This window comes from Stutzerimonas sp. S1, from assembly GCF_025966695.1.
GTDB lineage: Bacteria > Pseudomonadota > Gammaproteobacteria > Pseudomonadales > Pseudomonadaceae > Stutzerimonas.
This window is the reverse complement of the sequence record NZ_JAOEIY010000001.1, coordinates 299,719-325,468: the sequence shown is the minus strand read 5'-3', so window position 1 is coordinate 325,468 and position 25,750 is coordinate 299,719. Positions and strand designations below refer to the sequence as shown.

Sequence of the window (25,750 nt, the reverse complement as noted above, 5' to 3'; positions counted from 1 at the left end):
ACCAACCGAAGGAACCGATGCCGGGTAGCCGGCATCGGTTTTTTTGTGCCTGCGCGCAAGCACCGTGGCCTGCGTGCGGCATGTACATTCGTCAAGAATTCCGGCCAAGATACTGCCATTCGCACAGACAGGACCTTGCCGCATGACTCCCGATACCCAGCGTTTCACCGTCGCCAGCACTGCCGAGGCAGCGGTCGATCACCTGGCCGAGCTTCACCAGCGCGCCACGACTGCGCTCAACCGGGCACTCAAGCGCTACGTTGCCAACCGCACCGAGCCAAGCGCGGACGAGCGCGACCTGTTCCGCTACCCGGAACTGCGCCTGACTTACGAATGCCACGGCGAAGTACCGGCCTCGACCCGTGCCTACGCCAAGGTGCAGGCACCCGGTGTCTACAGCGTCACCGTGACCCATCCGGCAGCATTCCGCGCCTATCTGCTCGACCAGCTGCGCCCGTTGATGCACGACTTCAACGTCAAGGTGGAAGTCGGCATCAGCGAGCGCAACATCCCCTATCCCTATGTGATCGAGCAGGGCGACGAGCTGTCCGGCAGCGGCGTGACCGCCGCCGAGCTGGCGCGGGTCTTCCCCAGCACCGATCTGTCCGCCGCCTGCGATGACATCGCCGACGGGCTCTACGACTGGGAGCATGCCGACCCCTATCCGCTGGCCCTGTTCGATGCCGCGCGGGTGGACTTCTCCCTGCGCCGCCTGGTGCACTACACCGGCAGCGACTGGCGTCACGTACAGCCGTGGATCCTGCTGACCAACTACCACCGCTACGTTGACCAGTTCATCCGCCATGGTCTGGACATGCTGCGCGACGACACCCGCTTCGTGCGCATGGTGCTGCCCGGCAACGTGGTGATCGAGCGCGGCATGGAGGAGGGCGAGGCGCAGGCGATCATCGGCGGCGTGATGTGGCACCGCTACCAAATGCCGGCCTATCACCTGATCGCCGCGGACGGCCACGGCATCACCCTGGTCAACATCGGCGTCGGCCCGTCCAATGCCAAGAACATCACCGACCACCTCGCCGTACTGCGCCCGCACTGCTGGTTGATGATCGGCCACTGCGGCGGGCTGCGGCAGTCGCAGTCGATTGGCGACTATGTGCTGGCCCACGCCTATATGCGCCGCGACGGCATTCTCGATCGCGTACTGCCGCCACACATTCCGCTGCCGGCGTTGGCCGAAGTGCAGCAGGCGCTGCAGGAGTCGGCCGCCAAGGTCACCGGCGAGCAGGGTGAAGCGCTGAAGAAGCGTCTGCGTACCGGCACCGTACTGACCTATGACGACCGCAACTGGGAGTTGCGCTGGGCGCAGGAGCGACCGCTGATCAACCTCTCGCGCGCCGTGGCGGTGGACATGGAAAGCGGCACCATCGCCGCCCAGGGTTATCGTCTGCGGGTGCCTTACGGCACGCTGCTGTGCGTTTCGGACAAGCCGTTGCACAGCGAGATCAAGCTGCCCGGCTCGGCCAATGCGTTCTATGAGCGCGCAGTCAGCCAGCACCTGAAGATCGGCATCACCGCGCTGGACCTGCTGCGCAGCCAGCTCAACTCGCTGCACTCGCGCAAGCTGCGCAGCTTCGACGAGCCGCCGTTCCGCTGAGTCGGCACATGCCGCCGACGCTCTCGCGGGAATGGACGATACTCAAGGCGTTCATTCCCGCGAAAGCACCGGAGGTTCACATGGAACAGTCGATCCACGCCTTCCACAACCTGTTCGAGCAGTTGGGCTTGCCCAACGACGATGTCTCGATCAGGCAGTTCATCGAACGTCATTCGCCGTTGGCAGAAGGCATAGCCCTGGCCGACGCGCCATTCTGGAGCCCGGCCCAGGCGAGTTTCCTGCGCGAAGAAATTCTCGAGGATGCCGACTGGGCCGAAGTGGTCGACCGCCTCAACGTGGCGCTGCGCCGGCAGTACCACTGAGACGGCGCCGCACCGCATGGTCAGCTGGCCAGCAGCCAGGCTCCGGTCAGCGCCGAGGCGGCCCCGGCGATACGCACCAGCGGCGCGCCAGCCTGCGGCAGGTAACGCACCAGCGCATAACCGGCGCCATGCAGCGCCGCGGTGGCGAGCATGAAGCCGGCGGCATAACCCCACGGGCTGGACAGCTCCGGCAGTTCCAGGCCGTGGGCGACGCCGTGGCTGGCGGCGAATAGGGCGGTCAATGTTGCGGCGACGGCCAGCGGCGGGCGCACCGCCAGCGCCACCAGCAGGCCGAGGGCCAGCACCGAGCCGGCAATGCCGGTTTCCATCAGCGGCATCTCGATACCGGCAAAGCCGGCGAGGCCGCCGAGCAGCATGGTGGTGACGAAGATCAGCGGCAGCGCCCAACGCGCCTTGCCGGTCTGCTGGGCCGCCCACAGCCCGACGGCGACCATCGCCAGCAGGTGATCGAGACCGAAGACGGGGTGAGCGATACCGGACAGCACGCCGGCGTGGTCATGCCCGGGGTGAGCCAGGGCCAGCGCGGGGCTGAGCAGCAGAAGGGTGGCGAGCAGTGGTTTGCGCAGATTCATAAAGACTCCTTGGATGAGTGGGCGAACATCAGGCGGCGCTGAGCATTCCCTGTTTTTCGATGAAGGCGATGATCTCCTCGAGACCCTGGCCGACCTTCTGGTTGCTGAAGACGAACGGTCGCTCGCCGCGCATCTTGCGGGCGTCGCGATCCATCACCTCCAGCGAGGCACCGACCATCGGCGCCAGGTCGATCTTGTTGATCACCAGCAGGTCGGACTTGCAGATGCCCGGCCCGCCCTTGCGCGGCAGCTTGTCGCCGGCGGAGACGTCGATCACGTAGATGGTCAGGTCCGACAGCTCCGGGCTGAAGGTCGCCGAGAGGTTGTCGCCGCCGGACTCGACGATGATCAGATCCAGGCCGGGAAAGCGCCGGTTGAGCTGCTCCACGGCCTCGAGGTTGATCGAGGCGTCCTCGCGGATTGCCGTGTGCGGACAGCCGCCGGTCTCCACACCGATGATCCGCTCGGGCGCCAGCGCCTCGTTACGCACGAGGAACTGGGCGTCTTCCTGGGTGTAGATGTCGTTGGTCACCACGGCGAGGTTGTAGCGCTCGCGCAGGGCCTGGCACAGGGCGAGGGTCAGGGCGGTCTTGCCGGAACCGACCGGCCCGCCAATGCCGACGCGCAGGGGTTGGGTGCTCATGGGTGGTCTCCTCTGGAAGGCGGTGTGGCTGCCTTGGGGTTGGTGCGAAGGGCGTGCCGCTGCCGATTGGGGCAGGGGGATGGGATTCGTTGGGTGAGCTTGTTTGCCGCTCGCGGATGCGGTGCGTGCCGGTAGTGGCTTGAGTGCTTCCGTGGGGCGCCGCGATTTCCTTGGCGCAACCTGTCGCTCGCGCCGAGTAAAGCGCGGCGCTCTGGCACTCAGGCAAAAAGCCAACAGTTTCGCGGTCGAGACGCCTTTGCGTTGGCTCGTCGAATACAGTGCGTCGCGCGTGTCCAGCAGCTTCGCGAGCAGAGCTCGCGCCTACCGCTACAGGCGCCAGAGCCGGACTCGCCCTCCTCATGACCTGAACAACCGACTGTACTGCCGCTCATGCCCCATGCTCGCCAGCGCCAACCCGAACGCCAGGCTCCCCCAATCTTCGGGCGCCCGCTCGGCAGCGATGCGAGCGGCCTCATCGAGGCTTGGCAACAGCGCCGAAGTCAACCGCTGAGCCGCCTGCTGCCCCAGCGGCAGCGTCTTCATCAGCACGGCGAGCTGGTTCTCCAGCCAGCCCCACAACCAGGCGGCCAGCGCCTCGGTCGGCGGGATGCGCCAGGCGCGGGCGGCCAATGCCCAGGCCAGGGCCAGGCCGGGCTCGCCGGCAGCCGCCAGGCAGTCACGCGCCGGCTGATCGAGCTCCGGCAGGCCGTCGAGCAGCTGGCCGAGCGAATAGCCCATCTGCCGGCTCTCCAGTTGCAGCTCGCGGGTTTCGCGGCTGGCGCGATGTTCCGCGGCCAGTTGCAACAGGCGCGGCCAGTCATCCTCCACGGCGGCTTCGCAATGGGCGAGCAGGAGCGGCGCTTCGAAGCGCGCGAGGTTGAGCAGCAGCTGATCCTCTAGCCAACGCCGGGCGCTGTCCGGGCCGTGCACCTGGCCGTTCTCCACCGCCATTTCCAGCCCCTGGGAATAGCTGTAGCCGCCGATTGGCAGCTGCGGGCTGGCCAGCCGGAGCAGTGCCCAGGCCGGATGCAGGCTGCTCGTCGCGACGGCGTTCACGGACGTACGCCGAACTGATGCAGGCGTGGTGCGTAGCTGAATTCCGCCTCGCCGGCATGGGAATGATGATGACCGCCACCGTAGGCGCCGTGTTCGGGCTGAAATGGAGCCTCGACAGCCTGCACCGTAGCGCCCAGCTGCAGCAGCATGTCCTTGAGCACGTAGTCGTCGAGCAGCCGCAGCCAGCCATCACCAACCTGCAGGGCGACATGGCGATTGCCCAGGTGGTAGGCCGCGCGAGTGAGTTCGAAGGCATTGGCGCAGGTGACGTGCAGCAGCCGTTCGGGACGGGCGCGCACGCGTACCACCCGACCATCGTTGGCCAGCAGGCATTCGCCGTCGTGCAGCGGTGGCTGGCCGCGCTCGAGGAACAGTCCGACTTCCTCGCCGTTACGGCTGAAGCAGCGCAGGCGGCTCTTGCTGCGGGCGTCGTAGGTCAGTTCGAGTTCGGCCTGCCACTCGGAGCGAGCGGCGGTACGTTGGTGGATCACCAGCATTGGAAGGTCCCGGTCGTGTGATACCGGGACACAGCAAGCGGCTTGCCAACCCGCTTGGCAGACGGGTTTTGGCCTGGGCGTGCATGATTATGGGGCCGGTCGCGCACGCCTGTGGTGCGTACGCCGGCGGCATTGCGCAGGCGTGCTTCTTATTGGTGCAGGCTGCGCACCATGTACACCGCCGGGATCTGGTAGCTGGCGAGGTTGCCGGCCTGCTGCGGTTCGAGCTGCTCGTGCTCGATGTAGCCCTGGCGCGCCCAGAAGGCGGCGGAGTCCTGCACCGATACCAGCGCCGAATAGCGCAGCTGGGCCGCTTGCGCCTGCTGCAGGTTCCGCTGGACCAGCGCCGGGCCGATACCGCGGCCACCGGCACGGCGTGCCACGGCGAGGTCGTGCAGGTACAGGCAGTCGGCTTCCTCGTGCTGCTGGAACTCGCCATCCAGCGGCGTCACCTTGCCCACTCGCGAGTGGTAAGCAAACAGGTAGGCGCATACACCCTGTTCGTCTTCGGCTACCCAGGCCAGCCGGGGGAAGGCAGCGAGGCGCGAGCGGATCACCGCTTCCTCTTCCAGCACCTCGGCGGCATAGCATTCGTCCTGAATGGCCAGCACCGCGGGAATGTCGTGCTCCTGCATCGGTCTTAACGTGTACATCGCAACATCACTCATACGCCGCAGGTTGCCGTGCGGCCCGGCGAAAAAGCCGGTAATCATACGCCAAATGATGCCCTCCTGGGCGGTGTCGCCTGACTGCGGGCGTATTTGCAGGCATAATAATTAGGCTGCTAACAAGTTTTCGGGGCTTCTTTGAACGATCACTCCCATCCGCTTTACGGCGTTCTGCTGATTCTGCTGTCGGGCCTGTTGCTGGCCAGTCACGACGGCCTGGCCAAGCACCTCTCTGCGATCTACCCGGTGTTCATGGTCATCTGGGCGCGCTATGTCGCGCAGACCGTGCTGATGACGGCGTTGTTCGTGCCGCGCATGCGTCAGCGCGTATTCCGCACGCTGCGCCCGTGGCCACAATTGCTGCGCGGGCTGAGCCTGGTCGGCGTCAGCCTGCTGTTCATCAACGGGCTGCACTACATCCCGCTGGCCGAAGCCACCGCGGTGATCTTTCTGACGCCATTGCTGGTGACCGTCGCTTCGGCGTTGCTCGGTGAGCGAGTCAATCGCAACCAATGGCTTGCCGTGGGCGTCGGTCTGCTCGGCGTGGTGATCATCGTGCGGCCGGGCTCCGCGCTGTTCACCCCGGCGGTACTGCTGCCGTTCGGTGCCGCGCTTTCGTTTACCGTCTATCAGCTGATCACGCGACGCCTGGCCGGGACCGATCACCCGGTCACCAGCAACTACCTCACCAGCCTGGTCGGCTGTGTGACGATGACCGTGCTGGTGATCTTCAACTGGCGCACCCCGACGCTGCACGACGCGGCGCTGATGGGGGCGCTCGGTGGCATGGCCATGCTCGGCCACCTGCTGCTGACCAATGCCTTCCGTTTCGCCAGCGCCGCGACCCTGGCGCCGTTCACCTACGGCCAGATCATCTTCGCCGGGATCGTCGGCTACCTGGTCTTCGATCACGCGCCCGACCCCGGTGCGCTGCTCGGCATGGCGGTAATCATCGGCAGCGGCCTGTTCATGGCCTATGTCCAGCAGCGCCCGGGGGCTCCGCGCTGACGCCGGTGCCGACCGGCTGCTTCGGCTGCACGGCAATGTGTCGTTTGACCCGCCGGGCAGCTTCCAACGAATCGACAAGGGCTTCTCGATCCTTGCGTGCTCAATTCAGGTAGTAACCATTTATGCAGCGAACTTCCCATCACTCCTTGCGCAGCGAATTCCGCAAGCTCCTGGCTTCGGAGCACTGCTACCACACCGCCTCGGTGTTTGACCCCATGTCCGCACGCATTGCCGCCGATCTCGGTTTCGAAGTGGGCATCCTCGGCGGTTCGGTCGCCTCCCTGCAGGTGCTGGCCGCCCCCGATTTCGCGCTGATCACACTCAGCGAGTTCGTCGAGCAGGCCACGCGTATCGGCCGTGTCAGCCGCCTGCCGATCATCGCCGATGCCGACCACGGCTACGGCAACGCGCTCAACGTGATGCGCACGGTGATCGAGCTCGAGCGGGCAGGCATCGCCGCGTTGACCATCGAGGACACGCTGCTGCCGGCCAAATTCGGTCGCAAATCCACTGACCTGATCGGCATGTTCGAGGCGGTCGGCAAGATCCGTGCGGCACTGGAGGCGCGCATCGATCCCGAGCTGGCGATCATCGCGCGCACTAACGCCGGGGTGATCGGTATCGATGAAGTGATCGCCCGCGCCGAGGCTTACGAGAAGGCCGGTGCCGATGCTATCTGCCTGGTCGGCATCGAGGATTTCGAGCAGCTGGAGCGAGTTGCCGATAAGGTCCGCATCCCGCTGATGCTGGTGACTTACGGCAACCCGCGCCTGCGCGACAATGCCCGGCTGGCGGCGCTCGGCGTGCGCATCGTGGTCAACGGCCACGCGGCCTATTTCGCGGCGATCAAGGCGACCTACGATTGCCTGCGCGAGCAGCGCGAGATCGATGCCTCGGACCTCAGCGCCTCCGAACTCTCGGTGAAATATTCCACCGCGGCGGAATACATGGTCTGGGCCGAGGAATACATGCAGGTTAAGGAATAGCCTCAGTACAGCGGCCGCTCCGCCTTGAACTGCAACAGGCCGTCGCAGCCGGGGCGGATGTCGCAACCGCGCAGGCTCGAGTCGCTGTAGGAAAGATCGAGCTGGCCCCCGAGCCAGGGTCGCGACAGGTTCAGTGACCAGTCGCCGAATACCCGCAGTGACTCGCCGTCGTCGAGCTGGCGTGGGGTTTCCAGGACGTGGTGGCTGTACTGCATGCGGACGCCGACGCCGAATGGCGTGACCCTGCCGAGATCGAGGTACAGCGTGCTGTCGGTGCGCTCCGCGGCACTGCTCAGCGCCGCACCGAGCTGGTGGCCGGCGAGGTTCAGCCCGGCGTAGTACTGGTTGCGGTTCCACTCGCTGAAGCCGGGAAAGCTGTAGTGAATCACCCCCAGCTCGTAGCCCGGCATGTCCGCCACAGGCTGGCTGGCGTAACCCAGGTAGGAGTTCACCTCCAGCTCGCTGTCGGCGCTGATGCCGGCACTGGGCGACCACTGGCCGGTGTACCAGCCGCTGGCATGGCTCAGGTCCAGGCCGCCGTGGAAGACACCGGTGCTGGCCGGTTGCACCAGGCCGTGGGCCATGCTGCGGGTCGCATCGCGGCCCAGACGCAGATCGAACTCGCCCACCTCGCGCTCCAGCGTCTCGCCGGGCGAGGTACAGCCCGCGAGCAGCGCGAGGCCGATGGAGAAGAGCGGGAGTGGCCGGATCATTTCCCCCGAAAACTGACGAATGCATGGTTCAACAGCCGCCGCGGGACGACGCTCAGGCGCTGTTTCAGCGGTTCAGGATAACCAGCACTGCCTGGCGGTCACGGTCCGCCTGTCGATTCACCACCCGCCGTCGACAGGCGGCCTCGCGGCGCGACGGCGGTTTGCCGAACCCTGCGGATCGGCAACACTCGAAACTATGGGTGGCACACGCAAGCCTGCCGCAGCGGCAGGCGGGAGAAGCTTATGGCCAATGGCTGGGCAGGCGACGGCGCGGTACAGGAGCAGATCGACAGCACCATTGACGATGCGGTTCAGCGCGCACGCAGCAAGCTGGGGCAGGGCGATAGCCTGGCGCACTGCGAAGAATGCGGCGCCGCCATTCCAGAGGCGCGCCGCCGCGCGGTGCCGGGGGTACGGCTGTGCGTGAACTGCCAGCGCGAACAGGATCGTCAGGACGCCCGCTTCAGCGGCTACAACCGCCGGGGCAGCAAGGACAGCCAGCTGCGTTGAGCTGTGCATAGTCGCCTGGCAAGGCACCGGCGCCGTGCCGGAGGGTCCAAGGCTGTCACCAATGGAAAATAGGGACTGACTGATGACCATCTTCGAAGCGTTGCGCCAGAGCCACGAGATCCAGCGCGAGCTGGCCGCCAAACTGTGTCAGACCTCCGGCGACTCACCGGAGCGCCATGAGCTGTTCGATGGCTTCAAGACCGAGCTGGAAGCGCACGAGACCGCCGAGGAACGGCATTTCTATATCCCGTTGATGCAGGACGACCTGGGCGTCGACCTGTCGCGCCACGCCATCGCCGAGCATCACGAGATGGACGAGATGATCGAGGAGCTCGAGGCGCTTGAATTCAGCAGCCCCGCCTGGCTGGCGCTGGCGAAGAAGCTCTGCGAGACCGTCGAGCATCACCTCGAGGAAGAGGAGCACAAGTTTTTCCAGATGGCCGGCAAGCTGCTCGACGACAACGACAAGGAGCGGCTGGCCAAGGCCTATCTGGATGAGTATGCCGCGCTCAAGGAAGGGCGCTGAGGCCCTCCTGCGTGCACGGGCGGGAGCATGATCAGAACAGAAAGTACCGCTGCGCCATCGGTAGCACCTCGGCCGGCTCGCACCAGAGCAGCTGGCCATCGGCGCGCACCTGATAGTTCTGCGGGTCGACCTGGATGTCCGGCGTGTAGTCGTTGTGGATCAGGTTCTTCTTCTGCACCTGGCGGCAGCCCTTCACCACGCCGATCCTCTTCTTCAGGCCCAGCTGCTCGGGCACGCCGGCCTCGAAGGCGGCCTGGCTGATGAAGGTGAAGCTCGACGCATGCAGCGAGCTGCCGTAGCTGGCGAACATCGGCCGGTAGTGCACCGGTTGCGGTGTGGGAATCGAGGCGTTGGCGTCGCCCATCAGGCTGGCGGCGATGGCGCCGCCCTTGAGGATCAGCGTCGGCTTGACGCCGAAGAACGCCGGGCGCCAGAGCACCAGATCGGCCCACTTGCCCACTTCGATCGAGCCCACCTCGTGGCTGACGCCATGGGTGATCGCCGGGTTGATGGTGTACTTGGCGATGTAGCGCTTGGCGCGGAAGTTGTCGTTGCCCGCGCCGTCGCCGGGCAGGGCGCCGCGCTGCTTCTTCATCTTGTCGGCGGTCTGCCAGGTGCGGGTGATCACCTCGCCGACGCGGCCCATGGCCTGGCTGTCGGAGCTGATCATGGAGAAGGCACCGAGGTCATGCAGGATGTCTTCGGCGGCGATGGTCTCGCGGCGAATCCGGCTCTCGGCGAAGGCCACGTCCTCGGCAATGCTCGGGTCCAAGTGGTGGCAGACCATCAGCATATCCAGGTGCTCGTCGATGGTGTTCTTGGTGAACGGCCGGGTCGGGTTGGTCGAACTGGGCAGCACGTTGGCGAAGCCACAGGCCTTGATGATGTCCGGCGCGTGGCCGCCGCCGGCGCCCTCGGTGTGGTAGGTGTGAATGGTGCGGCCCTTGAACGCGCCGAGGGTCGTCTCGACGAAGCCGGACTCGTTCAGCGTGTCGGTGTGAATCGCCACCTGCACGTCGTACTGGTCGGCGACGCTCAGGCAGTTGTCGATGGCCGCCGGGGTGGTGCCCCAGTCCTCGTGCAGCTTGAGGCCGATGGCCCCGGCCCTGACCTGCTCGATCAGCGGTTCGGGCAGCGAGGCGTTGCCCTTGCCGGTGAAGCCGATGTTCATCGGGAAGGCGTCGGCGGCCTTGAGCATCATCGCCATGTGCCAGGGGCCGGGCGTCACCGTGGTGGCGTTGGTGCCGGTGGCCGGCCCGGTGCCGCCGCCGATCATGGTAGTGACGCCGCTCATCAGCGCCTCTTCGATCTGCTGCGGGCAGATGAAGTGGATGTGCGAGTCGATGCCGCCGGCGGTGAGGATCATGCCTTCGCCGGCGATCACTTCCGTCGCGGCGCCGATGGCGATGGTCACATCGGGCTGAATGTCCGGGTTGCCGGCCTTGCCGATGGCGGCGATGCGGCCGTCCTTGAGACCCACGTCGGCCTTGACGATGCCCCAGTGGTCGAGGATCAGCGCGTTGGTGATCAGGGTATCGACCACCTCGGCGGCGCACAGCTGGCTTTGGCCCATGCCGTCGCGGATCACCTTGCCGCCGCCGAACTTCACTTCCTCGCCATAGGTGGTGAAGTCCTTTTCGACCTCGATCCACAGCTCGGTGTCGGCCAGGCGCACCTTGTCGCCAACGGTGGGGCCGAACATGTCGGCGTAGGCTTGGCGGGAAATCTTCATCCGTATCGTCTCGCGTAGGGTGGATGGCCGGAGCCATCCACCGATCTGGTTCCACGGTGGAAAAGCCTTCGGCGTTTTCCACCCTACGAAAAGCGCTGTGCCTCTAGAGCGTGCCCATCACCCGCCCGGCAAAGCCGAATACCCGGCGCTCGCCGGCCAGCTCGACCAGCTCCACCTCGCGGCTCTGCCCCGGCTCGAAACGCACCGCGGTGCCGGCCGGGATGTTCAGACGCATGCCGCGCGTGGCGGCGCGATCGAAGGTGAGGGCGTCGTTGGTTTCGAAGAAGTGGTAGTGCGAACCGACCTGGATCGGCCGGTCGCCGCTGTTGGCCACGCAGAGGGTCAGGGTACGGCGGCCGGCGTTGAGCTCGATGTCGCCGTCCTGGATCTGGTATTCGCCGGGAATCATGGTTGGGACGTCCCGTTCAGGGTCAGTTGCATCATGGTCAGGTCCAGCCAGCGGCCGAACTTGCAGCCGACCTGGCGCATCTGGCCGACATGGATGAAACCGAGCTGCTGGTGCATATGCACCGAGGCGCGGTTCTCGCTTTCGATAAAGGCGACCATCACGTGCTTTTCCAGCTGCCGGGCGCGCTCGATCAGCGCCTGCATCAGGCTGCGGCCGATGCCGCTGCCGCGGTGGTCGGGGCTGACGTACACCGAGTTCTCCACGGTATGACGAAAGCCGTCATGCGGGCGCCAGGGCCCAAAAGAGGCATAGCCGGCCACCTGGCCCAGCTCGTCGATGGCCACCAGCACCGGGTAACCCTGCGCGTGGCGCTCGGCCAGCCAGGCCCGGCGGTTGGCGAGGTCGACGCAGTGGTCGTTCCAGATCGCCGTGCTGTTCTGCACCGCGTCGTTGTATATCTGCAGGATGCCTTCGAGGTCGGTGTCCAGGGCGTCACGTATCTGCACGTTGGTTTCCTTCAAGAACGGTTCAAGGTCGTGGGCAGTAGACATTGACCCGCGTTTCAGGGAATAGGTTGATGCACGGTGACCAGCTTGGTGCCATCCGGGAAGGTGGCCTCGACCTGGATCTCCGGAATCATCTCCGGCACGCCTTCCATCACCTGTTCGCGGCTGAGCAGGGTGGTGCCGAAGTGCATCAGCTCGGCGACCGTCCGGCCGTCGCGCGCGCCTTCGAGCAGCGCGGCGGAGATGTAAGCCATGGCTTCCGGGTAGTTGAGCTTCACACCGCGGGCCAGCCGGCGCTCGGCCACCAGGCCGGCGGTGAAGATCAGCAGCTTGTCTTTTTCTCTGGGTGTGAGGTCCATCGTGGCTTCCAGTCGCTGACGGGAGCGATGCCGCGCCCGTCGTGTTGTTCTTCGGTCCGTATCGGTGGAAAACGCTGCGCGGTTTTCCACCCTACGATTACCAGATAGTGCGCGCACGCCGGCGTGCCAGCGTAGGGTGGGCAACGGCGCAGCCTTGCCCACCGATCATTCAGGTACTCCAGATTCGCGGCGGTACCGCCTCGCGGCCCAGCAGTTCGGGGCGCAACAGTCGCCACAATGCGATCAGCCAGGCGCGTGCATGCAGCGCTTCGTCGGCCAGGCAGCGCGCGACCACCAGGCCGGGCAGCTGGGTCAGATCACCACGCACGCGGCCGGGTAATTCACGGCAGCGCTCCATCAGGTCGGCATCGATTTCGCCGCTGACGATCAAGGTGGCGAACACCGAACGCCCGTCGAGGCCGATCGGCGAATGCAGCAGGCCGTCGCCGCCGGCGATGCGCTGGCGTTCGTGCCAGATGAGCTGGGCATCGCGGCGAATATCCAGGCGCGCCTGAAAATGCCCGGCGTCGAAGCGCTCGCCTGCCGCCGGGCGACCCAGCGCGACCATGTCCCAGTAGAGCAGCCGCGCATCGCCTTCGAGATCTATGCGTGTATTCAGCTCGGCCTGCGCGGCGGAGTAGATGATGGTCTCCTGCGGCAGCCATTCCAGCGTGGCGCCGGCTTCGACGCGCAGCTGCAGGTCCTGGAAGGCCGGACTGGCGGCGCGATACCACTTGGCCGCCCCGGGGCTGGTCAGCTGCGCCCAGGCACCGGCAGCGACCGTGGCGCAGATATCCAGCCGATCACCGCCGGCGATGCCACCCGGCGGGTGCACGATGATGTGCTGGCAAACCTCCGGCCCCTCGGGATACAGATGCTTCTGCACCCGTAGCGGCCCGCTGTGGCGGCGCAGTACCGGCCGCGTGGCGCCGGCGCACAGCGCATAACCGAGCTCGAGCTCGGCATGCCAGTGAGGGGTGAACAGCGGTGCAGGGGCGTTCATGGGCGCAGGCTTTTCGATCTGTCGGTCAGGAAAGCAGAGCAATCGCCGTGCCTGTTGTGCGCTGCCCTGGTGCGTCGTCCTGTGGCGCGGCCTGATAGCTCGGCGCTGCAGCGCTTTTCGCCGCGAGTTGGCTTCCTGATCAGGCGCCTCTGGCTGACGCGTTTGTGCTTCGGGCTGGTGCGTCGAGTGCCGGATGCGCCGTTTTGGTGCGCTGGCCGATCAGATCGCGACCAGCCCACGTACGCCTTCGGCTTCCATGTTTTCGCCGCGGCCCTGCTGGATGATCTCGCCGCGGCTCATCACCAGGTACCGGTCGGCCAGTTCAGCGGCGAAGTCGTAGAACTGCTCCACCAGGAGGATCGCCATGTCGCCGCGGGCCGCGAGCTTCTTGATCACCGCGCCGATCTCCTTGATCACCGAGGGCTGGATGCCTTCGGTGGGTTCGTCGAGGATCAACAAGCGCGGCTTGCTCGCCAGTGCGCGGCCGATGGCTAGCTGCTGTTGCTGGCCGCCGGAGAGGTCGCCGCCGCGGCGGTGCTTCATTTCCTGCAAAACCGGGAACAGCTCGTAGATGAACTCGGGGACTTCCTTGGCTTCCCTGGCGCTGAAACGGGACAGGCCCATCAGCAGGTTTTCCTCGACGGTCAGGCGGCCGAAGATCTCGCGCCCCTGCGGCACGTAGGCGATGCCGGCGCGCACGCGCTGGTGCGGCTTGAAGCCGGTGATCGGCTTGCCTTCCCAGTTCACCGCGCCTTCCTTGGCCGGGATCAGGCCCATCAGGCACTTGAGCAGGGTGGTCTTGCCGACGCCGTTGCGTCCGAGCAGGCAGGTGACTTCGCCGACCTTCGCCTCGAACGAGAGGCCGCGAAGGATATGGCTGCCGCCGTAGTACTGGTGCAGTTGCTGGACTTGCAGCATGTCGATGTCCTTGTTTCTTTCGTGACGCGTGGAAAAGGCTGCGCCGTTTTCGGTGGATAAGCCTGCGGCGTTATCCACCCTACGATTCGGTGGGCGTAGGGTGGATGGCCGAAGCCATCCACCCTTTTTGCTCAACGGCCCAGATACACCTCGATCACCCGCTCATCCGCCTGCACCTGTTGCAGCGAACCCTCGGCCAGCACCTGGCCCTGGTGCAGCACGGTGACGTGGTCGGCAATGGTCTCGACGAAGCCCATGTCGTGCTCGACCACCATCAGCGAATGCTTGCGCGCCAAGGACTTGAACAGCTCGGCGGTGAATTCGGTCTCGGCATCGGTCATGCCGGCCACCGGTTCGTCGAGCAGCAAGAGCTGCGGCGACTGCATCAAGAGCATGCCGATCTCGAGGAACTGCTTCTGCCCGTGGGACAGCAGCCCGGCCGGGCGATGACGCGACTGGCCGAGGCGGATGGTCTCCAGCACTTCGTCGATGCGGTCCTTCTGCTCGCCGGAAAGCCTGGCCCTGAGGCTCGCCCATACCGACTTGTCGGTCTTCTGCGCCAGCTCCAGGTTCTCGAACACCGAAAGCGCCTCGAACACCGTGGGCTTCTGAAACTTGCGGCCGATGCCGGCCTGGGCGATGTCCACCTCGCTCATGCGGGTCAGGTCCAGGGTTTCGCCGAACCAGGCGCTGCCGCTGGTGGGGCGCGTCTTGCCGGTGATGACGTCCATCATGGTGGTCTTGCCGGCGCCGTTGGGGCCGATGATGCAGCGCAGCTCGCCGACGCCGATGTACAGGCTGAGATCCGTCAGCGCCTTGAAGCCGTCGAAGCTGACGTTGATGTCTTCCAGGCTGAGGATGGTGCCGTGGCGTACGTCCAGGCCCTTCTCGGCGACCCGGCCGAGGCCGATGGCATCGCGGGTCAGGCCACCGCCGGTGGGGTCGAAGCCGTCGATGACGGCGCTGCAGGGTACGGTTTTCATTCTTCGCCCCTCCGCTTGATGAGGCCGATGACGCCCTTGGGCAGGTACAGGGTGACGACGATGAACAGCGCGCCGAGGGCGAACAGCCAGTATTCGGGGAAAGCCACGGTGAACCAGCTCTTCATGCCGTTGACGATGCCGGCGCCGAGCAGCGGGCCGATCAGCGTGCCGCGCCCGCCGAGGGCGACCCAGACGGCGGCCTCGATGGATTGCGTCGGTGCCATTTCGCTGGGGTTGATGATGCCGACCTGCGGCACATAGAGCGCACCGGCCAGGCCGCAGAGCACGGCCGACAGCGTCCAGATGAACAGCTTGTAGCCGCGCGGATCGTAGCCGCAGAACATCAGCCGGTTCTCGGCATCGCGCAGGGCGGTGAGCACCCGGCCGAACTTGCTGCGCGCCAGGCGGACACCCAGGTACAGGCTGCCGGCCAGGAGCGCCACAGTGGCGAGGAACAGCGTGGCGCGGGTCGCCGGCGCCGAAATCGAGAAGCCGAGGATGGTCTTGAAATCGGTGAAGCCGTTGTTGCCGCCGAAGCCGGTCTCGTTGCGGAAGAACAGCAGCATGCCGGCGAAGGTCAGCGCCTGGGTCATGATCGAGAAGTACACGCCCTTGATCCGCGAGCGGAAGGCGAAAAAACCGAACACGAAGGCCAGCACGCCGGGCACCAGCACCACCAGGCACATGGCCCAGAGGAAGCTCGAGGTGCCATACCAGTACCAGGGCAGCTCGTTCCAGGCGAGGAAGCTCATGAATGCCGGCAGGCCGTCACCGGCGCTCTGGCGCATCAGGTACATGCCCATGGCGTAACCGCCGAGGGCGAAGAACAGGCCGTGGCCGAGGGACAGGAGCCCCGCGTAACCCCAGACCAGATCCAGCGCCAGGGCGACGATGGCGTAGCAGAGGATCTTGCCCACCAGGGTCAGGGTGTAGGCCGAGACGTGCAGGGCATGCTCGGCCGGCAGCAGATGCAGCAGCGGCATGGCGACGAGGACGGCGAGCGCCACGCCGAGGGCGATGACCGTGGCTTTCGGCCCGGCTTTCTGCGCGGCGGTGAGGGTAAGTGGCTGGTTCAATCGATGACCCTCCCCTTGAGAGCGAAGAGCCCCTGCGGACGCTTCTGGATGAAGAGGATGATCAGCGCGAGGATGAGGATCTTGCCCAGCACGGCGCCGATCTGCGGTTCGAGGATCTTGTTGGCGATGCCGAGGCCGAAGGCGGCGAAGATGCTGCCGGCCAGCTGGCCGACACCGCCGAGCACCACCACCAGGAAGGAATCGATGATGTAGCTCTGGCCGAGGTCTGGGCCGACGTTGCCGATCTGGCTCAGGGCCACGCCGCCGAGCCCGGCGATGCCGGAACCCAGCCCGAAGGCCATCATGTCGATGCGCCCGGTGGGCACCCCGCAGCAGGCGGCCATGTTGCGGTTCTGCGTTACCGCGCGCACGTTCAGGCCCAGGCGCGTCTTGTTCAGCAAGAGCCAGGTCAGCAGCACCACGAACAGCGCGAAGCCGATGATCACCATGCGGTTGTACGGCAGCACCAGGTTCGGCAGCACCTGCAGGCCACCGGAGAGCCAGGCCGGATTGGCGACCTCGACGTTCTGCGCGCCGAACAGCACGCGCACCAGCTGGATCAGGATCAGGCTAATGCCCCAGGTCGCCAGCAGGGTTTCCAGCGGGCGGCCGTAGAGGTGGCGGATCACCGTGCGTTCCAGCGCCATGCCGATCGCGGCGGTGACGAAGAAGGCCACCGGCAGCGCCACCAGCGGGTAGAAGGCGAGGGCCTCAGGGGCGAGCCGCGCCATCAGCACCTGCACCATGTAGGTGGTGTAGGCGCCGAGCATCAGCATCTCGCCGTGGGCCATGTTGATCACGCCGAGCAGGCCGAAGGTGATCGCCAGCCCGAGGGCGGCGAGTAGCAGGATCGAGCCCAGTGACAGACCGCTGAACGCCTGACCGAGCAGTTCGCCGATCAGTAGTTTGCGTTTGACTTGCACAAGGCTGGTCTCGGCGGCCTTGCGCACGCTGTCGTCGATCTCCGCCTCGTCGGCCAGCAGGTTTTCCAGCCTTACCCGCGCCAGCGGCGCGCCGGTTTCACCGAGCAGGCGCACGGCGGCGAGGCGCACGGCGGGGTCGCTCGCGGTCAGCTGCAGGTTGGCCAACGCCAGGGTCAGCGCTTCACTGACGGCGGCATCGTCCTCGGCGTCCAGGCGCTGCTGAAGCAGCTCGAGCTGTTCCGGTTGGCCGCTGCGCTGCAGGCGCTTGGCCGCAGCGAGACGCTGCGCCGGGTCTTCGGCGAACAGCTGGTGGCTGGCCAGTGCCGTGTTGAGCAGGCCGCGCAGGCGGTTGTTCAGGCGCAGCTTCTTCGGCGTGCCGACCGGCTCGGCGTCGCCTTCGAGGGCACGGTAGGCACCGTTGTCCTCGATAAAGGGTGTCTTGTTCTGGTCGATAACGACGCGGCTGGCGCGCAGCGCTTCGATCAGCTCAAGCCGCTCGGGAACCGGCGCGACGGACCAGTCTTCAAGCAGCTTGGCCTGCTTGGCTGGGCTGGCCTTGGCGTAGTCGGCCGCGTCTCCGGCCTGTGCCGCCCAGGGCAGGGCGAGCAGGAGCAGCAGCAATAATCGGTGCAGGGCAGTGTTCATCTGTGCATTCCCCAAGGGGCGCCGCGTGCTCTCTTGGCGGAGCTGGCGGCGGTGGGCAGGCGGATGAGAACGTCTCGACTACGCGTCCCGATCCGCCTGACGAAAGCCGAGTGATCGCAGGGTGGATCGGGACGCGAAGTCGGCGCGTCACCCATCCACCGCGACGACCGCAGCGGTTAGTTCGACTTCACCGCGTAATCCGGCTTCTTGTCGTTGCCCGGGATGTAGGGGCTCCACGGCTGCGCGCGGACCGGGCTTTCGGTTTCCCAGACCACCGAGAACTGACCGTCCTCCTGGACCTCGCCGATCATCACCGGCTTGTGCAGGTGGTGGTTCTTCTCGTCCATGGTCAGGGTGTAGCCGCTCGGTGCCTTGAAGGTCTGGCCGGCCAGCGCGTCGCGCACCTTGCCGACGTCGGTGGTGCCGGCTTTCTCGACCGCCTGCGCCCACATGTGGATACCGACGTAGGTGGCTTCCATCGGGTCGTTGGTCACCGCCTTGTCGGCGCCCGGCAGGTTCTGGGCCTTGGCGTAGGCCTTCCACTTGCTGACGAAGGCTTCGTTTACCGGGTTTTCAACCGACTGGAAGTAGTTCCAGGCGGCCAGGTGACCAACGAGCGGCTTGGTGTCGATGCCACGCAGTTCTTCCTCACCGACCGAGAAGGCCACGACCGGAACGTCAGTGGCTTCCAGGCCCTGGTTGGCCAGCTCCTTGTAGAAGGGCACGTTGGAGTCGCCGTTGATGGTCGATACCACAGCGGTCTTGCCGCCGGCGGCGAACTTCTTGATGTTGGCGACGATGGTCTGGTAATCGCTGTGACCGAACGGCGTGTAGACCTCTTCGATGCTGGATTCCGGCACGCCCTTGCTGATCAGGAAGGCGCGCAGGATCTTGTTGGTGGTGCGCGGGTAGACGTAGTCGGTACCGAGCAGGAAGAAGCGCTCGGCGCTGCCGCCGTCTTCGCTCATCAGGTACTCGACCGCCGGGATGGCCTGCTGGTTTGGCGCCGCGCCGGTGTAGAACACGTTCGGCGACAGCTCTTCGCCCTCGTACTGCACCGGGTAGAACAGCAGGCCGTCGAGTTCTTCATAGACCGGCAGCACCGACTTGCGCGACACGCTGGTCCAGCAGCCGAAGGTCACCGCGACCTTGTCCTGGGTCAGCAGCTGGCGGCCTTTCTCGGCGAACAGCGGCCAGTTGGAAGCCGGATCGACCACCACCGGCTCGAGCTGCTTGCCGAGCACGCCGCCTTTGGCGTTGATCTCGTCGATGGTCATCAGCGCCATGTCCTTGAGCGAGGTCTCGGAGATGGCCATGGTGCCGGACAGCGAATGCAGGATACCGACCTTGATGGTCTCGGCGGCCTGCAGGGTGAACGGGAACAGGCCGCTGAGCATCAGGGCACTGGCGGCGAGGGTGGTCTTGATCAGAGGACGGCGTTTCATCGTGGGGCTCCTTGGCTGTCCGTGCGCAACTGTGGGCTGAAAACATCGGAACGCCAGGAGCAATGGCAGCATCCGTGCCAAATGGCGCAAAGCCTTCTGCGACGCGGCTTTGCGCCGATCTGCCGCTGATTGGACAGCTTTCTCGGTGAGCCACGCTGGTGCACGCGAAGACGAGTGGCGCACTGCCGGAGGCCGCTTTGCCCGATTTCAGTGCCGCGCAGCGGGGGCTCCGCCACTTGCGACTGCTGGGCGTCACTTCTAGCATGGCCGGCCCGCTCCGAGAGCCATCGCCATGCCCCGTCCGCCGCGTTCTCCATCCTCGCGTCCGCCTGCACGAACCGCGCGCCCATCCGCGCCGCGTCGCATCGCCAAGGCACCGCCGGCCGAGCCACGCCTGTTGTTGCTGAACAAGCCGTTCGATGTGCTCACCCAGTTCAACGATGCCGATGGCCGCGCGACGCTGAAGGATTATGTGCAGGTGCCGGGCGTCTATCCGGCCGGCCGGCTGGATCGCGACAGCGAGGGGCTGCTGCTCTTGACCAACGATGGCCAGTTGCAGGCGCGTATCGCCGACCCGAAGCACAAGTTGCCGAAGACCTACTGGGTGCAGGTGGAAGGTGAGGTCAGCGCCGAGCAGCTGCAGCGCTTGCGCGATGGCGTCCAGCTCAATGACGGCCTGACCCTGCCGGCCGAAGCACGGCAGCTCGATGAGCCCGAGCTATGGCCACGCAACCCGCCGGTGCGCTTTCGCAAGAGCGTGCCGACCAGCTGGCTGGAATTGGTGATTCGCGAGGGGCGCAATCGCCAGGTCAGGCGCATGACGGCGGCGGTCGGGTTGCCGACCCTGCGCCTGGTGCGGGTGCGCATCGGGCCGTGGACGCTCGATGGCCTGCAGCCGGGCGAGTGGCGGGAGGTGCCGGCGCAGCTTTAGCGCGCCGGCGGATGCGTCAGTAGCACGACTTGATCACCTCGATGCCCTTGCCCAGCACTTCGCGCCAGGCCAGCAGATCGTCCTTGCCGGCGTCGTCGTCATGCTCGCCGATGGTGCGCAGCAGCGCTGCCAGCCACAGATCGTAGAGCTCCGGACGAATATCGAAGCCGCTGCGCGAGTGGCTCTGGCCCAGCGCCTTGAGCTTGGTGTCCGGCATGCCGCGCGCAAACAGCACCAGATTGAGGATGCCGGCGCGCAGCAACTGTTTCTGCGCGGCCATGTCGGTCTGGACGAATTTCTCGCGGACCATCGGCGAGCTGGCGAGGAAGTTGACGTAGAAATCTTCGAAGAAAGTGGCACTGGCGCAGCAGCGTCCGTAGCTCTGCATCACCCGGTCGGTGGCTTTCATGGCTTTTCCTTAGCAAATAACGACCCGGGCCGCGTCGGGTGACGCGGCCGCAGATTCGGATGGGAAGGGCGATCAGATGCCTTCGAGGCTGCCGATCACCAGGGTCTTGATGACGAAACCGAGTACGCCCAGTCCGAGCGCGCCGAACAGCACCAGCGTGCCGTAGCGCCCGGCTTTCGATTTTTTCGCGAGATCCCAGACGATGAAGGCCATGAAGGCCACGAGGCCGCCGACCAGGATGATCATCATCCACTCTTCGAAAACAGCTGGATCCATTTAATCCTCCGCATGACTAGGTCTGAAACAGACGACGAGAGCTATGACAGCGGCAGGCGAGTAGTTATCGAGCGAGGCTCTTATTGGATCGGCGTGCGGGGCATAGCAAGGCGGCGCGGATTATACGCAATAGGCCTGCTGGATGTGGCTTCGGTTCGTGAGCGGTGTCTCAGCCGCGCAGGTGCTCCAGCGGCAGCTCGGTGCTCGACGCCACCTGGCGTAGCACGAAGCTGGAACGCACGCTGGACACGCCTTCGATACGCGTCAGGGTGCCGAGCAGGAACTGCTGGTAGTGCTCCATGTCCGGCACCACCACCTTGAGCTGGTAGTCGGCATCCATGCCGGTGACCAGGCTGCACTCCAGCACCTGCGGGCATTTACCGATCACCTGTTCAAAGTGCTCGAAGCGCTCCGGGGTGTGGCGGTCCATGCCGATCAGCACGTAGGCGGTGAGCGTCAGGCCAAGCTTCTTGCGGTCGAGCAGGGCGACCTGGCGCGCAATGTAGCCGTCGTCTTCGAGCTGCTTGACGCGGCGGGAGCAGGGCGACGGCGACAGGCCGATGCGTTCGGCCAGTTCCTGGTTGGAGATGCGGGCGTCATGCTGCAGTTCGGCGAGAATGCGTAGGTCGAAGCGGTCGAGTTTGCTCATTTTTGCTGTCGCCAGAAGAAAGATTGCGAGAAAGAATGACTCGGTTGGCGATCATTGCGCAAGAGGTGTTGATTTGAGCAATCTTCGCAAGCATCTGCCGCGGCGAGGCGCGTAACCTGATCACAACTTCCGCTCCCGGCAGTAACGGTACCGGTCAACCGGCTGGTACTTCCCCGCTGCGCTTACCCTGCGCAGCGGTCCGGGACCCCACCGCCCACAAGGCGCTGGATGAAGATGCCGTTACCCGCGGCCCGCCAGATAATGAAAGACCACGCCAAGGCGTGGTCTTTTTTTTTGCCCGCTCACGGAGTTGGCGGTGTTACCACTTCCTGCGGGTCGGCATGCACCAGCACCTCGGCGCGCGGATAGCGCGCGTGGATCGTCGCTTCGACCTCGTCGCACAAGGCATGCGCCCGCGTCAGCGACAGTTCGCCGGGCAGTTCCAGATGCAGCTGGACGAACCAGCGGGTGCCGGAGACCCGCGTGCGCAGGTCATGGCAGCCGAGCACGCCGGGCACGCTACAGGCGAGCCGATGCATGTCCTCACTGATCTGCGGGGATACCTCGGTGTCCATCAGCACCGCGCCGGCCTCGCGCAGGATGCTCGCCGCGCTCCAGAGGATGTAGAAGGCGATGGCGATGCCGAAGATGGCGTCCAGTTGCTCCCAGCCGTAGCTCGCCAGCACCAGCGCGAGCAGGATGCTGCTGTTGAGCAGCAGGTCCGAGCGGTAGTGCAGCGAGTCGGCGCGGATCGCCGTCGAGCCGGTGATCCGTACCACGTGACGTTGGTAGACAAGCAGCGCGAACGTCAGTCCCAGCGAGACGACGATCACCACGATGCCCAGCAGCGGCGCGCCCAATGGCTGCGGATGCAGCAGCCGGTCGACGCCCTGGGCGCCGACCAGCAGCGCGCTGACGCCGATGAACGCCGCCTGCCCGAGCCCGGCCAGCGCCTCCGCCTTGCCGTGGCCGTAGCGATGATCGTCATCGGCCGGACGCAGCGAGTAATGCACTGCCAGCAGGTTGAGCAACGAGGCGGCGCCATCGAGCAGCGAGTCGGTCAGGCCCGCCAGCAGGCTCACCGAACCGCTCAGCCACCAGGCCACGGCCTTGCTCACGGCGAGAAACAGCGCCACCGCCAGTGCAGCACCAGTGGCACGGCGCAGCAGGCGGGCGTGCTCGGCGCTAGTACTCATCGTGGCAGGCCGCCAAGCGCGCCAATACCCATCAGACGGCCGTCCGCAGGCCGAAGGTGGCCAGCTGCTCGTGGTTGCCGCTCTGCTGGATCAGTCGCGGATCATCCAGCGGCAGGCTGCGGCCGATTTCTTCCTCGAGGATGGCTTTGAGCCGTGCCTGGTCGACGCGGCCGTCGGCGCCGATGGCCTCCTGCAGTTTCTGCGGTGCCACCGAGTATTCGCCCTCGGGCAGGTAGATGGCGCCGGTGGCGAAGTCGATGCCGAAGGCGATCAGGCCGGGAATCACATAGAACAGCAGGCCGATGGCGTTGAGCACGGCCACCGCCGGATCGATGCGGCCTTCGATCTGCCCGCGGCGATCGGGGTAGAACAGCGTGCCGCAGGCGGCCAGTTGGGTGAACAGGGAGACGGCCAGCACGCCGCCGATGACACGGGAACGAGTACGCATAGGGACCTCCGCAAAAAGTGGCGCAACTATACAAGGGCTGCGTGATGTTTTCCTGATATCGGACCGCCGTGACGGCGTGGCTGTTCGCAAAGTCGCCCTATACCGACGCGCCCGCGTTGGACGGCAGGGCTGGGGGCGCTGCGCGGCGCGTGGCGTCTATATAATCGGCGGCCGCAAACCGGAGCCGCCATGATCAGCCTACCCATCGACGAAGCCCTGCCAGCCCTGCGTCAGGCCCTGTGTACTCGCGACGAAGCGGTGCTGGAGGCGCCGCCCGGGGCCGGCAAGACCACCCGCGTGCCGCTGGCATTGCTGGACGAATCCTGGCTGGCCGGGCAGTCGATCGTCATGCTCGAACCACGGCGCCTGGCCGCGCGCGCGGCGGCCGAGCGCCTGGCCAGCGAGCTGGGCGAACGGGTCGGCGAGACCGTCGGCTATCGCATCCGCCTGGAAAGCCGGGTCGGCCCGAACACGCGCATCGAGGTGGTCACCGAAGGCATTCTTGCCCGTCGCCTGCAGGACGATCCGGCACTCGAAGGCGTCGGCCTGGTGATCTTCGATGAATTTCACGAGCGCAGCCTGGATGCCGACCTGGCGCTGGCGCTGACGCTCAATGCGCGGCTGCTGCTGCGCGACGAGCCGCTCAAGCTGCTGCTGATGTCGGCGACGCTGGAGGGCGAGCGGTTGTCCAGCCTGCTCGACCAGGCGCCGGTGGTGCGCAGCGACGGGCGCATGCACCCGGTGGCGCTGCGCTGGGGGCGGCCCTACCAGGCCGGCGAGCGCATCGAGGCGCGGGTGGTGCAGATGGTGCTGCAGGCGCTGGACGAGGAGCACGGCAGTTTGCTGGTATTCCTGCCGGGGCAGGCGGAGATCCGCCGCGTCAACGAGGTGCTGGCCGAGTCGCTGGCCGGGCGCAGCGATGTGCTGCTCTGCCCGCTGCATGGCGAGCTGGAACTGGCGGCGCAGCGAGCGGCGATCGAGCCGGCGCCGGCGGGCACGCGCAAGGTCGTGCTGGCCACCAACATCGCCGAAACCAGCCTGACCATCGAAGGCGTGCGGGTGGTGGTGGATGCCGGGCTGGCGCGAGTGCCGCGTTTCGACCCGGGCAGCGGCATGACGCGCCTGGAGACGCGGCGCATTTCCCGCGCTTCGGCGACGCAGCGGGCGGGGCGCGCCGGGCGTCTGGAGCCCGGCGTCTGCTTCCGGCTGTGGTCCGAGGAACAGCACGCCCAGCTGGCGGCCCATGGCGAGGCGGAAATTCTCCAGGCCGACCTGGCCGGTGTTGCGCTGCAGCTGGCGCGCTGGGGTGCCGAGCCGGGTGAACTGGCCTGGCTGGATGCGCCGCCAGCGGCGGCCTATGCCCAGGCACAGGCACTGTTGGAGCGGCTCGGTGCCCTGCAGCGTAACCCGCGCGGTGGCTGGCAACTGACCACCCACGGCCAGGCGATGGCGGAGCTGCCGGTACATCCGCGTCTGGCGCATCTGCTGCTGCGCGGCCAGGCGCTGGGGCAGGCGGCGCTGGCGGCGGACATCGCCGCGCTGCTCAGCGAGCGCGACACCCAGCGCGGTGGCGGCGCCGACCTGGCCTTGCGCCTGCACTCGCTGGCCAGCGGGCGCGCCGGCGGCGTGCAACGGGTGCGGCAGCTGGCTCGGCAGTTTCGCGGCCTGCTGCGCGGTGATGCGCAACGCACGCCGGCTGCGCTGGACGAAGCGCAGGCCGTCGCTGCGTTGCTGGCCTTCGCCTATCCGGATCGAGTCGCGCGCCAGCGCCGGGATGGCGGCGGCGAATACCGTCTGGCCAACGGCCGCGCCGCGCAATTCGATGAACCCGATGCGCTGATGAAGGAACCCTGGTTGGTGATCGCCGAGCTCGGCAGTCATCAGGGCCGGCGCGAGGAGCGCATCTACCGTGCGGTCGCGCTGGATCCGGCGCTGTTCGATGGCGTACTCGCCGAGCAGGTCAGTCAGCGCGACGAGCTGGAGTGGGACGAACGTGAGGGCGTGCTGCGTGCGGAGCGCCAGCGCCGGATCGGCGAGCTGGTGTTGAGCCGTGAGCCGCTACCGGGTCTGGATGACGAATCACGCGGGCGGGCATTGCTCGGGTTGGTGCGGCGCAAGGGGTTGGAGATGCTGCCGTGGACGCCAGAACTGCGTCAGTGGCAGGCGCGCATCGCACTGCTGCGGCAGCTGGATCTCGACACGGCGGGCACCAGCGAGTGGCCGGACGTCAGTGATGCCGCGCTGCTCCAACGGTTGGAAGACTGGCTGTTGCCATATCTGGGGCGGGTGTCGCGACTGGCGCATTTCGCCCTGCTCGATCTCCCTGCGATGCTCGCCACCCTGCTGCCCTGGCCGCTGCCGCAACGGCTGGACGAGCAGGCACCGGTGGCACTGTCGGTGCCGTCCGGCTCACGCATTCGCCTTGATTACAGCGAGCAGCCGCCGGTGCTGGCAGTGCGGCTGCAGGAGCTGTTCGGCCTGGCCGAGACGCCGCGTATTGCCGGCGGCCGCCAGGTCGTCAAGCTGCATCTGCTGTCGCCGGCCCGTCGGCCGGTGCAGGTCACGCAGGATCTGGCGAGCTTCTGGGCCAACACCTATGCCGAGGTGAAGAAGGACCTCAAGGGGCGCTACCCCAAGCATTACTGGCCGGACGACCCGCTGATCGCCGAGCCCACCGCGCGGGCCAAGCCGCGAGGCCAATAGC

At 66.3% G+C, this 25,750-nt stretch carries 29 protein-coding genes; 8 read left to right on the top strand and 21 right to left on the bottom strand.

Going from position 1 to position 25,750, the window contains the following annotated elements; all coding sequences use genetic code 11:
* The first annotated feature begins 142 nt into the window (after positions 1 to 142).
* Together amn and N8H22_RS01525 are read left to right on the top strand one after the other, a co-directional pair.
* Complete coding sequence (gene amn, locus N8H22_RS01530) at positions 143 to 1,615, top strand: AMP nucleosidase (RefSeq protein WP_264588861.1); 1,473 nt, start codon at positions 143 to 145, stop codon at positions 1,613 to 1,615.
* An 80-nt stretch (positions 1,616 to 1,695) separates the two neighbouring features.
* Entirely contained in the window at positions 1,696 to 1,938 is a 243-nt protein-coding gene (locus N8H22_RS01525) for a DUF2789 domain-containing protein (protein ID WP_264588860.1), read from the top strand.
* 20 nt (positions 1,939 to 1,958) lie between these two features.
* Here N8H22_RS01525 and N8H22_RS01520 read toward each other — a convergent pair whose 3' ends face one another.
* The 5 genes from N8H22_RS01520 to N8H22_RS01500 form a co-directional block, all read right to left on the bottom strand.
* Positions 1,959 to 2,531 (bottom strand): HupE/UreJ family protein, encoded by a 573-nt coding sequence (locus N8H22_RS01520; protein WP_264588859.1) that lies wholly within the window; start codon positions 2,529 to 2,531, stop codon positions 1,959 to 1,961.
* A 28-nt stretch (positions 2,532 to 2,559) separates the two neighbouring features.
* Positions 2,560 to 3,174 (bottom strand): urease accessory protein UreG, encoded by a 615-nt coding sequence (ureG, locus tag N8H22_RS01515; RefSeq protein ID WP_151320346.1) that lies wholly within the window; start codon positions 3,172 to 3,174, stop codon positions 2,560 to 2,562.
* A gap of 357 nt (positions 3,175 to 3,531) precedes the next feature.
* The gene (locus N8H22_RS01510; protein WP_264589322.1) at positions 3,532 to 4,206 is read right to left on the bottom strand and encodes an urease accessory UreF family protein; all 675 of its coding nucleotides are present in this window, start codon (positions 4,204 to 4,206) and stop codon (positions 3,532 to 3,534) included.
* Positions 4,207 to 4,226: 20 nt separating this feature from the next.
* A complete protein-coding gene (ureE, locus tag N8H22_RS01505; RefSeq protein ID WP_264588858.1) occupies positions 4,227 to 4,727 on the bottom strand; it encodes an urease accessory protein UreE in 501 nt (166 codons plus the stop codon).
* A gap of 149 nt (positions 4,728 to 4,876) precedes the next feature.
* A complete protein-coding gene (locus N8H22_RS01500; RefSeq protein WP_264589321.1) occupies positions 4,877 to 5,362 on the bottom strand; it encodes a GNAT family N-acetyltransferase in 486 nt (161 codons plus the stop codon).
* A 171-nt stretch (positions 5,363 to 5,533) separates the two neighbouring features.
* On the opposite strand from N8H22_RS01500, the gene N8H22_RS01495 reads away from it, so the two are divergent.
* Positions 5,534 to 6,403 carry a DMT family transporter gene (locus N8H22_RS01495; RefSeq protein WP_264588857.1) on the top strand — a complete coding sequence of 290 codons (870 nt, stop codon included), beginning with the start codon at positions 5,534 to 5,536 and terminating at the stop codon, positions 6,401 to 6,403.
* 122 nt (positions 6,404 to 6,525) lie between these two features.
* Positions 6,526 to 7,389 (top strand): oxaloacetate decarboxylase, encoded by an 864-nt coding sequence (locus tag N8H22_RS01490; RefSeq protein ID WP_264588856.1) that lies wholly within the window; start codon positions 6,526 to 6,528, stop codon positions 7,387 to 7,389.
* Between the two features lie 2 nt (positions 7,390 to 7,391).
* Here N8H22_RS01490 and N8H22_RS01485 read toward each other — a convergent pair whose 3' ends face one another.
* On the bottom strand, positions 7,392 to 8,102 hold the full coding sequence (locus tag N8H22_RS01485) for a TorF family putative porin (protein ID WP_264588855.1): 711 nt from the start codon (positions 8,100 to 8,102) through the stop codon (positions 7,392 to 7,394).
* A gap of 243 nt (positions 8,103 to 8,345) precedes the next feature.
* On the opposite strand from N8H22_RS01485, the gene N8H22_RS01480 reads away from it, so the two are divergent.
* Both N8H22_RS01480 and N8H22_RS01475 read left to right on the top strand, forming a co-directional pair.
* Complete coding sequence (locus tag N8H22_RS01480) at positions 8,346 to 8,612, top strand: DksA/TraR family C4-type zinc finger protein (protein WP_264588854.1); 267 nt, start codon at positions 8,346 to 8,348, stop codon at positions 8,610 to 8,612.
* Positions 8,613 to 8,694: 82 nt separating this feature from the next.
* Positions 8,695 to 9,138, top strand: coding sequence for a hemerythrin domain-containing protein (locus tag N8H22_RS01475; protein WP_264588853.1), 444 nt, complete (start codon positions 8,695 to 8,697; stop codon positions 9,136 to 9,138).
* 31 nt (positions 9,139 to 9,169) lie between these two features.
* On the opposite strand, the gene ureC is transcribed toward N8H22_RS01475, so the two are convergent.
* From ureC to urtA, 10 genes are all read right to left on the bottom strand, one after another.
* A complete protein-coding gene (ureC, locus tag N8H22_RS01470) occupies positions 9,170 to 10,870 on the bottom strand; it encodes an urease subunit alpha (protein ID WP_264588852.1) in 1,701 nt (566 codons plus the stop codon).
* Between the two features lie 103 nt (positions 10,871 to 10,973).
* Complete coding sequence (locus N8H22_RS01465) at positions 10,974 to 11,279, bottom strand: urease subunit beta (RefSeq protein WP_264588851.1); 306 nt, start codon at positions 11,277 to 11,279, stop codon at positions 10,974 to 10,976.
* Positions 11,276 to 11,830, bottom strand: coding sequence for a GNAT family N-acetyltransferase (locus N8H22_RS01460; RefSeq protein WP_264588850.1), 555 nt, complete (start codon positions 11,828 to 11,830; stop codon positions 11,276 to 11,278). The genes N8H22_RS01465 and N8H22_RS01460 overlap by 4 nt, the downstream gene beginning before the upstream one ends.
* Positions 11,831 to 11,841: 11 nt before the next feature.
* Positions 11,842 to 12,144 (bottom strand): urease subunit gamma, encoded by a 303-nt coding sequence (gene ureA / locus N8H22_RS01455; protein ID WP_264588849.1) that lies wholly within the window; start codon positions 12,142 to 12,144, stop codon positions 11,842 to 11,844.
* A gap of 169 nt (positions 12,145 to 12,313) precedes the next feature.
* Positions 12,314 to 13,147 carry an urease accessory protein UreD gene (locus N8H22_RS01450; protein WP_264588848.1) on the bottom strand — a complete coding sequence of 278 codons (834 nt, stop codon included), beginning with the start codon at positions 13,145 to 13,147 and terminating at the stop codon, positions 12,314 to 12,316.
* Between the two features lie 219 nt (positions 13,148 to 13,366).
* Positions 13,367 to 14,065: an urea ABC transporter ATP-binding subunit UrtE gene (urtE, locus tag N8H22_RS01445; RefSeq protein WP_264588847.1), complete on the bottom strand. Its 699-nt coding sequence runs from the start codon at positions 14,063 to 14,065 to the stop codon at positions 13,367 to 13,369.
* A 131-nt stretch (positions 14,066 to 14,196) separates the two neighbouring features.
* Entirely contained in the window at positions 14,197 to 15,048 is an 852-nt protein-coding gene (gene urtD, locus N8H22_RS01440) for an urea ABC transporter ATP-binding protein UrtD (RefSeq protein ID WP_003283036.1), read from the bottom strand.
* On the bottom strand, positions 15,045 to 16,124 hold the full coding sequence (gene urtC / locus N8H22_RS01435; RefSeq protein WP_264588846.1) for an urea ABC transporter permease subunit UrtC: 1,080 nt from the start codon (positions 16,122 to 16,124) through the stop codon (positions 15,045 to 15,047). Before urtC ends, urtD begins: the two co-directional genes overlap by 4 nt.
* Positions 16,121 to 17,692: an urea ABC transporter permease subunit UrtB gene (gene urtB / locus N8H22_RS01430; protein WP_264588845.1), complete on the bottom strand. Its 1,572-nt coding sequence runs from the start codon at positions 17,690 to 17,692 to the stop codon at positions 16,121 to 16,123. The genes urtC and urtB overlap by 4 nt, the downstream gene beginning before the upstream one ends.
* 176 nt (positions 17,693 to 17,868) lie before the next feature.
* Positions 17,869 to 19,137 carry an urea ABC transporter substrate-binding protein gene (gene urtA / locus N8H22_RS01425; protein ID WP_264588844.1) on the bottom strand — a complete coding sequence of 423 codons (1,269 nt, stop codon included), beginning with the start codon at positions 19,135 to 19,137 and terminating at the stop codon, positions 17,869 to 17,871.
* A 292-nt stretch (positions 19,138 to 19,429) separates the two neighbouring features.
* Between urtA and N8H22_RS01420 the strand changes: the two genes are divergently transcribed.
* Entirely contained in the window at positions 19,430 to 20,068 is a 639-nt protein-coding gene (locus N8H22_RS01420; protein ID WP_264588843.1) for a pseudouridine synthase, read from the top strand.
* A gap of 16 nt (positions 20,069 to 20,084) precedes the next feature.
* Here N8H22_RS01420 and N8H22_RS01415 read toward each other — a convergent pair whose 3' ends face one another.
* The 5 genes from N8H22_RS01415 to N8H22_RS01395 form a co-directional block, all read right to left on the bottom strand.
* Positions 20,085 to 20,477: a globin gene (locus N8H22_RS01415; protein ID WP_264588842.1), complete on the bottom strand. Its 393-nt coding sequence runs from the start codon at positions 20,475 to 20,477 to the stop codon at positions 20,085 to 20,087.
* Between the two features lie 72 nt (positions 20,478 to 20,549).
* Positions 20,550 to 20,753 (bottom strand): DUF2788 domain-containing protein, encoded by a 204-nt coding sequence (locus N8H22_RS01410; RefSeq protein ID WP_003290551.1) that lies wholly within the window; start codon positions 20,751 to 20,753, stop codon positions 20,550 to 20,552.
* A gap of 169 nt (positions 20,754 to 20,922) precedes the next feature.
* On the bottom strand, positions 20,923 to 21,402 hold the full coding sequence (locus N8H22_RS01405; protein WP_264588841.1) for an Lrp/AsnC family transcriptional regulator: 480 nt from the start codon (positions 21,400 to 21,402) through the stop codon (positions 20,923 to 20,925).
* A gap of 302 nt (positions 21,403 to 21,704) precedes the next feature.
* Positions 21,705 to 22,598 carry a cation diffusion facilitator family transporter gene (locus N8H22_RS01400; protein ID WP_264588840.1) on the bottom strand — a complete coding sequence of 298 codons (894 nt, stop codon included), beginning with the start codon at positions 22,596 to 22,598 and terminating at the stop codon, positions 21,705 to 21,707.
* A 31-nt stretch (positions 22,599 to 22,629) separates the two neighbouring features.
* Positions 22,630 to 23,046: a polyribonucleotide nucleotidyltransferase gene (locus N8H22_RS01395; RefSeq protein WP_264588839.1), complete on the bottom strand. Its 417-nt coding sequence runs from the start codon at positions 23,044 to 23,046 to the stop codon at positions 22,630 to 22,632.
* Between the two features lie 189 nt (positions 23,047 to 23,235).
* Here N8H22_RS01395 and hrpB point away from each other — a divergent pair, with 189 nt between their 5' ends.
* Complete coding sequence (gene hrpB, locus N8H22_RS01390) at positions 23,236 to 25,749, top strand: ATP-dependent helicase HrpB (RefSeq protein WP_264588838.1); 2,514 nt, start codon at positions 23,236 to 23,238, stop codon at positions 25,747 to 25,749.
* Position 25,750: the final 1 nt, after the last annotated feature.